We start from the raw sequence: 6558 nt of genomic DNA, 5'->3' as shown, positions 1-6558 counted from the left end.
GGGGAGGGGTTCGGGGTCGAAGACGTCCAGGACGGCCTGGTGGAGGTGGCCGGCGTTCAGGGCGTCCAGGACATCCTCGGTGACCATGTGGGTGCCGCGACCGGCGTTGATGAGGCTGGCGCCGCGGGGCAGCTGGGCGAAGGTGTCGCGGTTGAGGATGCCCCGGGTGGCGTCAGTGGCGGGGAGCAGGCAGACCAGGAGGTCGGTGCGGGACAGGAACTCGGCGAATTGAGCTTGGCCGGCGTAGGACGGCAGGCCGTCTGGCAGGGTGCTGGCGCCGCGCGACCAGCCGGCGACGGGGAAGCCAACCCGGGACAGCAGGCGGGCGGCGGCGATGCCCAGGTGGCCCAGGCCCATGATGCCGACGCGCATGTCGGCGGCCACGCGCAGAGAGTCGAACAGTTCCCAGTGGCGGCGGGCTTGCTGGTCGATGGCGCGTTTGACATCGCGGGTAAGCATCAGGGCGCTGGTCAGCACGAATTCGGCCATTTCCGTTTCGGTGCGCGGCGTGACCATGCGGGCGATGCGCAGGTGACGTGGCCAGGCGGGGTCGGAGACGATGTGGTCGACGCCGGCGCCGGCGCTGATGATGAGTTTCAGGTTGGGAAAGGCGGCCAGGCGACCGGGGTCGGGCGCCCAGACCAGGGCGTAGTCGATCGAGGCGGGATCGGCGTCGTCGTGCCAGCCGACGATTTCCAGGCCGGGCGCGTGGACCCTGAATTTTTCGCGCCATTCGTCCATGGCTTGTGCACCGCCGGACCTGATGATGAGCCGCATGCCTCGCTTACTCCGTTGCGGGCGCGTCGGCGCGCCCTGGAAAACCAGCGTCCTGCCGCGGCCCATGGCGGGCGGCAGGACGCGCCTGTCGTCAGCGCTCGACCGTGCGATTCCAACGCGCGTTGAACGCCGGACGGGTAGCGTTGATCTGGTCCCAGTCCAGGATCTTGGCGTTGGCCATGTAGCCCTGGAAGCGCGTCAGCGCCTCTTCGTTGCCGGCCGGCGGCTGAACGTTCTTATTGGACGGGAAATGGCCGCCCATTTCCAGTGCCTTGGCCTGGGCCTGCGCCGACAGCAGGTACAGCGCCAGTTTCTGCGACAGTTCGGGTTCGCTGTTCTTGGCGATGACGCATTCGCCCACCATGAGAATGACCGAGCCTTCCTTGGGTTGCACGTATTCCACCGGGATGTCGCGCTTTTTCAGGCGCGCGATGGCGGTGGGGGTCAGCGGGAAGATAGCGGCTTCGTTGGACTGGATCATCTCGGCCAGCTTGGCCGAGTTGGGGATGTATTCCAGCACGTTGGGGCCGATGGTGGACGGCCATTGCTTGAAGCCCGGCTCGGTGTTCTGGTCGGTGCCGCCCTGGATGCGGTTGAACATCAAAAAGCCGTGCAGGCCGAAGGTGCTGCCCGAGGCGGACTGGAACACCACCTTGCCCTTGTACTTCGGGTCGGCCAGATCCATCCACGAAGTGGGCGGCGCCCAGCCCTTGTCGGCGAACAGCTTGGTGTTGTAGCCCAGGCCGGTCATGCCGATGTCGATGCCGGCGGCCATGCGGTCTTTCATGACGGCGGTGGGGTACAGCTCTTTCAATACCGGATCGTCGTTGAGCTGTTCGCACAGGCCCATGGTGATGGCGCGCGCCATGATGCCGTCGTCCAGGAACATGACGTGCATCTGCGGCTTGTCCTTGAAGGCCTGGGCCTTGGCCAGCACGTCGGTGGAGGTGCCGGGCACCACCACGATCTTGACGTTGTTGGCCTTCTCGAAGTCGGGGAACACGTACTGCGTGAACGCACGCTCCATGTCGCCGCCGTTCATGCCGACGTACAGCGTCTTTTGCTGCGCCATGGCGCCGACCGACAGCGCGGCCAGCGCCGCGCCCAGCAGCCACTTCCCCTTGTGCAGGCGGCGCGAACCGCCCTGTTTCTTGTCCATCATGGTGACTCCAGCGTTTGCTCACGAACAGGCCCCAACCGAGGCACGGCGCCGTGAGCGGCCCCCGTGTATCGTCCAATGCCGAAGGCATCGATGGGAATGGAAGAGCGGCCGTGCACGACCAGTTCGGAAAGCACTTCGCCCACGGCCGGGCCGATCTGAAAGCCCGCGCCCGACAGGCCGAAGGCGTGGAACAGCCCGGGCACGGTGGCGCTGGGCCCCAGGACCGGGTTGTGGTCGGGCATGTTGCCTTCCACGCCCGTCCAGAAGCGGATGACCTGGGCGCCGCGCAATGCCGGCAACAGGCGCTGCGCGTTGGCCAGGAGCGGACCGGTGGCATCGCGGCCCGGACGGGCGTAGTCGGGCCCGGAAGACACCGCGCGGCCGCCGCCGATGACGCAATTGCCGCGCGCCACCTGGCGGGCATAGATGCCGCCGCCCTGCATGCCCAGGCTGACATCCATGAACAGCGGCAGGGGTTCGGTCACCATCATCAGCGGGTGGATCGAGGTTTCCGGCACGGTTTCGCCGAAGCCCTGGGCGAAGCGGCCGGCCCAGGCGCCCGCGCAGTTCAAAAGAAAGCGCGCGCGCACCTCCAGCGTCTCGCTGGCGCGCAGCACGAAACGACCGCCGTCATGGATGGCCTCGGTGACGGCGACACCTTCGCGCACGTCCGCCCCCAGCGCGCGCGCCGCGCGGCCGAACGCGGGCGACACCAACCGCGGATTGGCGTGGCCGTCCTCGGGGCAGAGCGAACCGCCGACGACCTGCTCGCCCAGCCAGCCGAAGCGGCGCGCCAGCGCGCGCCGGTCCATCATCTGCAGGCGCATGCCAAAGCCGCGGGTCTGTTCACGATAGGCGTGCAGGGCTTGCAGGTCGGCCTCGGAGCAGGCCAGTTTCAAATGGCCCGAGCGCACGTATTCGCCGTCGATGCCGATCAGTTGCGGCAGCTGGCCCCACAGTTCATGCGCGCGGCGGGCCAGCGGCATCTGCTCCAGCCCGCGGCCCTGGCGCCGCACGCCGCCGTAATTCACCCCACTGGCGCGGGCACCGCACAGCGCAGCTTCCAGCAGCACCACCGGCACGCCCAGGCGGCGCAGGAACAGCGCGGCGCTGCCGCCGACGATACCGCCGCCGATGATGGCCACTTCCGTATCGATGCGTTCTATCATGGCGCGGCCTTGCCGGAGCGGTCCAGGCAGACAATGTCCACCGGTATCGGTTTGACGGGCGGCTGATTGCGCAGGCGGCCGACAGCCTCGGGGCCCGCGCCGCAGGCATGCGCCAGCACCTCGGCCGCCCCGGCGCCGCACATACGGCCCTGGCAGCGGCCCATGCCCACCCGCGTCAACGCCTTGAGCCGGTTCAGTTCACGCGCACCCGTGGCCTGGACGGCGGCGCGCATCGTGCCCGCGGTCACTTCCTCGCAACGGCACACCACCGTGTCATCGGCGATGCCCGCCGCCCAATCTTCGGGAAACGGAAACGCGCGTTCCAGCGCATCGCGCACCCGGGCATTCGCGGCCAGGCCGGCCTCCAGTTCGCGCACGCGCGCCACAGGCTGTGGACAACCTGCGTCTTCCAGCAATGCCAATGCCGCGCGCTCGCCGGCCAGCTCGGCCGCGTCCGCACCGCCTATGCCTGCGCCGTCACCGGCCACATAGACACCCGTCACGCTGCTGCGCCCGGCCGCGTCCAGGCGCGGGGTCCAGTTGCGGTCGCGCGGATGGAAGTCGAACTGGCAGCCCGCCAGGCTGGCCAGCTGTGTCTCGGACCGCAGCGACAGGCCGTAGCCCACCGCGTCGCATTCGATGCGGCGTTGCTGCCGCCCTAGCCGATAAGTGAGCGCAGTAACGCGCGCATCGCCTTCCACGCGCACGGGCCGTACGCCGCTTGCCATGGGCACGCCGTGCGCGCGCAGCCACGCCATGTAGTACAGCCCCTTGGCCAGCAGGCCCGGCGCGCGCAGCATGCCGGGCAGGGCGGCCAGGCGGTCGGCAAAGCGCGAGGTGTCCAGCACCGCCGCCACCGTGGCGCCGGCCTTGGCGTATTGATAGGCCACCAGATACAGCAGCGGGCCGGTGCCCAGGAACACCACCCGCGAACCGATAGCGCAGCCTTGGTGTTTCAGGGCGACTTGCGATCCCCCCAGTGTGTACACCCCCGGCGTCAGCCAGCCCGGAAAGGGCAGCACGCGGTCGGTGGCGCCGGTGGCCAGGATCAGGTGCGTGTACGGCACCGGCGCGCTCGCACCGCCTTGCAGCACGTCCAGGACCTTGCCTTCGACGTTCCAGACCAGGCTGCCGGGCCGGTAGTCGATTTTCGGCAGCAGCTCGTCCATCTTGCGGTGCAGGGCGTCGGCTTTGCGGTGCTCGAAGCCATACAGCGCGGCTTTGGGACGCAAGAACCCCGGCGGCGGCTGGCGGTAGATCTGGCCGCCGGCGCGCGGGGCTTCGTCCAGCACCACGGGCCGCAGGCCCTGGGCCGCCAGCGCCTGGGCCGCGCGCACGCCGGCCGGGCCGGCGCCCACGATCACGGGCAGGATGATGCTCATGGCGCGTCGTCCTCGGGCCAGCTTGCTGCCAGCGTGCCGGGCAGCGCTACCGGCTGCGCGGGCGTGCTGCGCAAACGCATGCCAGGTTCGATATAGGTGGAACAGGCGCGCAGGCGCGTGCCGTCTTCGCGCTGCATCCAGCAGTCCTGGCAGGCGCCCATCATGCAGAATCCGGCGCGCGGGGCGCCGCCGAATTCCGATACCCGCAGGCGGTCGCCCTGGGTCAGCACCGCCGTCAGCACCGTGTCGCCGGCCAGCGCCGCACATGGCGCGCCATCCAGCGTGAAGACCACGGAAGGCCGGGCCGTTTCGGCCAGCCGTTTCAATATCGCCATGGTTCCCGGGCCTCCCGTCCCGCGTTCGGCGTGAATATCATTTCTGCCCCACCAGCACCCGGTCCAGGCCGTAGGCGCGGTCCAGCAGCAGCATGGTCACCGCGGTCAGGCCGATGACCAGCGCCGAAACGGCTGCCATCATCGGGTCGATCGATTCCGTGGCGTACATGTACATGCGCACCGGCAGCGTGATGGTGGACGGCGCGGTGATGAACACCGACATGGTCAGCTCGTCGAAGCTGTTGATGAACGCCAGCAGCCATCCGCCCGACACACCGGGAATGATCAGCGGCAGCGTTACCTGGAAAAACACCGTGGCGCGGCTGGCCCCCAGCGACAGCGCCGCGTGCTCGATCGAGCGGTCGAACCCCACCAGCGCGCCGATCACCAGCCGCATCACATAGGGCGTGATGACCACGACGTGGCTGAACACCAGCCACGGGAAACTGCCCGTCATGCCCAGCAGCGCGAAAAAGCGCAGCAGCGCCACGCCCAGCACCAGGTGCGGAATCATCAGCGGCGACAGGAACAGGCCATTGAGCGCATCGCGGCCCGGAAAGCGGTAGCGCGTGATGGCGATGGCCGCCGGCACCGCAAGGCACACCGCGATGCTGGCCGACAGGAACGCCAGCCAGAGGCTGTTCTGGAAGGCCTGCATGAAATTGGGATGCTCGAATACCGCGCGGAACCAACGCAGCGAAAACTGCGTGGTCGGCACCGTCAGCGTCGACTCGGGCGTGAACGCCACCAGGCACACGATGACCAGCGGCGCCAGCACGAACGCCACCACCAGGAAATTGAACGCCAGCGCGACAGGACCATTTTTCTGCATGATCGTCCCCCTTCAACCCAGGCTGCGCCGGTAAGAACGTTCCACCACGCGGTTGTACGCCATCATGATGATCACGTTGACCACCAGCAGCACGATCGCGATGGCCGCGCCCAGCGGCCAGTTCAGTTCGGTCAGGAATTCGTCGTAGACCACGGTGGCGACCATCTTCAGGCGGCGCCCGCCCAGCAGCGCCGGAATCGCAAACGAGCTGGCCGACAGTCCGAACACGATCAGGCTGCCCGACAGAATGCCCGGCATGGCTTGCGGCAGCACGATGCGCAGCAACGTCTGAAAGCGCGAGGCGTTCAGCGACAGCGCGGCGTGTTCAACGGCCGGGTCCAGCTTCTGCAGCGATGTCCACACCGGAATCACCATGAACGGCAGCATCACGTGCACCAGCCCGATGATGACGGCAGTGGGCGTGTACAGCAGCGGCCCCAGGCCCAGCGCCGCGGCCGCGCGGCCGATAGCGCCGCCCGGCCCCAGCAGCATGCTCCAGCCGAAGGCGCGCACCACCAGCGAGATCAGCAGCGGCGACAGCACCACCAGGAGGAAGATCGAGCGCCACGGTTTGCCCATGCGCGACAGGATGTAGGCCTCGGGCGCGCCGATCAGCACGCAGATCAGCGTGGTCACGCCCGCGATCCAGAACGTGCGCCAGAAGATCTCCAGGAAATAGCTGTCGGTCACCACCGCCAGGTAGTGCTCGAACGTGTGCCCCGGCAAAATGCCCGCGCCGTAGTCGAACGGACGGAACGACAGCACGAAGGTCAGCGCCAGCGGCGTCAGCACCAGCGTCAGGAACACAATGGCCAGCGGAATCGAGCCCAGGATGGCCCACAGGCCATCGGCGCGCGGCTTGGGCGCGCTGGCGGCGCCAGGTTGGGTCAGCGTCGCCATG

At 68.3% G+C, this 6558-nt stretch carries 7 protein-coding genes; all 7 read right to left on the bottom strand.

Annotation, left to right across the window (positions count from 1 at the left end; all coding sequences use genetic code 11):
• Positions 1-777, bottom strand: a 777-nt coding sequence (locus A9974_RS02460; protein ID WP_183002560.1) for a glyoxylate/hydroxypyruvate reductase A, incomplete at its 3' end; no start/stop codon positions are given.
• A 91-nt stretch (positions 778-868) separates the two neighbouring features.
• Positions 869-1936 carry an ABC transporter substrate-binding protein gene (locus A9974_RS02455; protein ID WP_183002572.1) on the bottom strand — a complete coding sequence of 356 codons (1068 nt, stop codon included), beginning with the start codon at positions 1934-1936 and terminating at the stop codon, positions 869-871.
• Positions 1936-3108, bottom strand: coding sequence for an FAD-binding oxidoreductase (locus A9974_RS02450; protein ID WP_183002559.1), 1173 nt, complete (start codon positions 3106-3108; stop codon positions 1936-1938). Before A9974_RS02450 ends, A9974_RS02455 begins: the two co-directional genes overlap by 1 nt.
• Positions 3105-4490 carry an NAD(P)/FAD-dependent oxidoreductase gene (locus tag A9974_RS02445; RefSeq protein ID WP_183002558.1) on the bottom strand — a complete coding sequence of 462 codons (1386 nt, stop codon included), beginning with the start codon at positions 4488-4490 and terminating at the stop codon, positions 3105-3107. The genes A9974_RS02450 and A9974_RS02445 overlap by 4 nt, the downstream gene beginning before the upstream one ends.
• A complete protein-coding gene (locus A9974_RS02440; protein WP_183002557.1) occupies positions 4487-4825 on the bottom strand; it encodes a (2Fe-2S)-binding protein in 339 nt (112 codons plus the stop codon). The genes A9974_RS02445 and A9974_RS02440 overlap by 4 nt, the downstream gene beginning before the upstream one ends.
• A 37-nt stretch (positions 4826-4862) precedes the next feature.
• Positions 4863-5657: an ABC transporter permease gene (locus tag A9974_RS02435; RefSeq protein WP_183002556.1), complete on the bottom strand. Its 795-nt coding sequence runs from the start codon at positions 5655-5657 to the stop codon at positions 4863-4865.
• Positions 5658-5669: 12 nt separating this feature from the next.
• Positions 5670-6557, bottom strand: coding sequence for an ABC transporter permease (locus A9974_RS02430; RefSeq protein ID WP_183002555.1), 888 nt, complete (start codon positions 6555-6557; stop codon positions 5670-5672).
• Between the last annotated feature and the right edge of the window lies 1 nt (position 6558).

Origin of the sequence: Achromobacter sp. UMC71 (assembly GCF_014170305.1) — a bacterium.
GTDB lineage: Bacteria > Pseudomonadota > Gammaproteobacteria > Burkholderiales > Burkholderiaceae_B > Achromobacter.
Note: the sequence above shows the minus strand (reverse complement) of the source record. Positions and strands in the feature narration are given on the sequence as shown.